This is a genomic window from Actinomadura logoneensis (assembly GCF_003428695.1).
GTDB lineage: Bacteria > Actinomycetota > Actinomycetes > Streptosporangiales > Streptosporangiaceae > Spirillospora > Spirillospora logoneensis.
Window position 1 is genome coordinate 1 of record NZ_QURH01000030.1, and the last position, 2,083, is coordinate 2,083.

Genomic DNA, 2,083 nt, shown 5'->3' on the forward strand with positions numbered 1-2,083 from the left:
GGACCGAGCGGGAGCTGGCCGAGGCCCGCGACGCGCGCGCCGCCGCCGAAAAGGAGCTGCGCAAGGCGCGCGTCCGCCTCGACCGCGCCGAGGCGAACGCCGAGGCCGCCAAGCGCGCCGCCCGCGAGGGCCGCAACCTCGACGACGTCCGGCTGCGGATGCTGCTGGAGACGCTGGTGGACGCCGCGCAGGGCGTCCGGCGCGAGCTGGCGCTGCCCTCGACCATCGGCCGTCCCGCCGACCTGGTCGGCGGCGGCGAGGCGGGAGCGCCGCACCGCGCGCTGCCCGGCCGCGCCCTGTCCGACGGCGACCCGCAGCTGCTGGACCGGCGCGCTGCCCGGCCGCGCCCTGTCCGACGGCGACCCGCAGCTGCTGGACCGGCTGCTCCAGCTCCCCGGCGTCCATCTGGTCGTGGACGGCTACAACGTCACCAAGACGGGCTACGGCGACCTCACCCTCGCCGACCAGCGCGGCCGGCTGCTGTCCGGGCTCGGCGGGCTGGCCGCGCAGACCCGCGCGGAGGTCACCTGCGTCTTCGACGGCGCGGAGCTCGACAGCCCGGTCGCGACCGTCGCGCCGCGCGGTGTGCGGGTGCTGTTCAGCCAGCCCGGCCAGACGGCCGACGAGCTGATCGGCGAGCTGGTCCGCGCGGAGCCGGGCGGCCGGGCCGTGGTGGTCGTCTCGTCCGACCGCGAGGTGCAGGACGCCGCCCGCCGGGCCGGCGCGCGCCCGGTCCCGTCGCCGCTGCTGCTGCGCCGCCTGGGCCGTAGCTGACCCGTCGGCGGGCCACCCGCCGGCGGCCTGCGGAGAGCCACGTCACACGTCCTTCCGTCCGGGAACGGGACGCCCTGGAACCGGTCACACGCGCATCGTGAGGCCCTTGTGACCCACGGTAGGTAAAGCGGGCTTAACTACAGCAGATCGGTGGGAATCGGTTGTGACCGGTGGGGGGCCTCGCTAGTGTCGTCCGCTGACGTCTTGGACGAGAGGGGCATATCGAACCGTGGCCAGAGTTCCCAAGCGTGGCACCACGACGCGCCGTGTGTTGGCGACAGCCTGCCTCGCCGTGGCGACCTCGCTCACCCTCCCCCAGGGCTTCGCCGGCGCCGCCCCTGCCAAGCCCAGCGCCGACGAGGTCAAGAAGAAGCTGACCAAGCTGAACGAGCAGGTCGACCAGGCGGTTCAGCAGTACAACAAGACTCAGAGCCAGCTGAAGGCCGCCAGGAAGAAGCTCGCGGCGGCCAAGAAGGCGTCCGACGCCCAGCAGCGCAGCTACGAGAACCAGCGCCAGGCCATCGCCAAGATGGCGGCGACCGCCTATAAGAACGGTGACACCGACTCCGTCACCGGCTTCGTCTCGGCGGGCAACCCGCAGGTCGTCCTCGACCAGGCGGCGGTCATCGCGCAGCTGTCCCGCAACCGGACGGGTGCGCTCGCCCAGTTCCTCGCCGCCGCCCAGCGCGTGGCGCGGGAGAAGGCCCAGGCGCAGCAGACGCTGAACGACGTGACCACCAAGCTGAACGAGCTGAAGAAGCAGAAGGAGGGTCTGGACAAGCAGGTCAAGACCCAGAAGAAGCTGCTCGACAAGCTCGGCGGCCAGGACCCCACGGACAACAACGGGTCCGGCGGCGGCGGAGGTGGCGGAGGCCACTACACCGGGCCGGCCTCCGGCAGCGCCCGCAAGGCGATCGACTTCGCCTATGCCCAGATGGGCAAGCCGTACGTGTACGGCGCCGACGGCCCGAACTCCTACGACTGCTCGGGCCTGACCGAGAAGTCGTGGGCGGCGGCCGGCGTCAACATCGGCCGCGACACCTACGCCCAGTGGGCGAACGTGAAGCACATCAACAAGAGCGACCTCCAGCCGGGCGACCTGGTGTTCTTCAACAGCCTCGGCCACGTGGGCCTCTACATCGGCAACGGCAAGATGATCCACGCGCCGCACACCGGCACCGTGGTCCAGATCGCCGACATCAGCTCCGGTTACTACCAGAGCGCCTGGTACGGCGCCGGACGCCCCTGACACGGGCGATCCGGGCGTCCGCCCGCTCCACGGCCGTCGGGCCGGGTCCCTGACCCGGCC

The 2,083-nt window shown here is 72.3% G+C and carries 3 protein-coding genes; 2 read left to right on the forward strand and 1 reads right to left on the reverse strand.

Translation table 11 applies throughout. The features are described 5' to 3' along the window. Nucleotides 1-275, reverse strand: a 275-nt coding sequence (locus tag DZF91_RS41645; protein WP_235834004.1) for a hypothetical protein, incomplete at its 3' end; no start/stop codon positions are given. Between the two features lie 136 nt (nucleotides 276-411). Between DZF91_RS41645 and DZF91_RS41650 the strand changes: the two genes are divergently transcribed. Then, nucleotides 412-774 carry an NYN domain-containing protein gene (locus DZF91_RS41650; RefSeq protein ID WP_235834006.1) on the forward strand — a complete coding sequence of 121 codons (363 nt, stop codon included), beginning with the start codon at nucleotides 412-414 and terminating at the stop codon, nucleotides 772-774. A 292-nt stretch (nucleotides 775-1,066) separates the two neighbouring features. Continuing rightward, on the forward strand, nucleotides 1,067-2,023 hold the full coding sequence (locus DZF91_RS01730) for a C40 family peptidase (RefSeq protein WP_117355763.1): 957 nt from the start codon (nucleotides 1,067-1,069) through the stop codon (nucleotides 2,021-2,023). The last annotated feature ends 60 nt before the right edge of the window (nucleotides 2,024-2,083 follow it).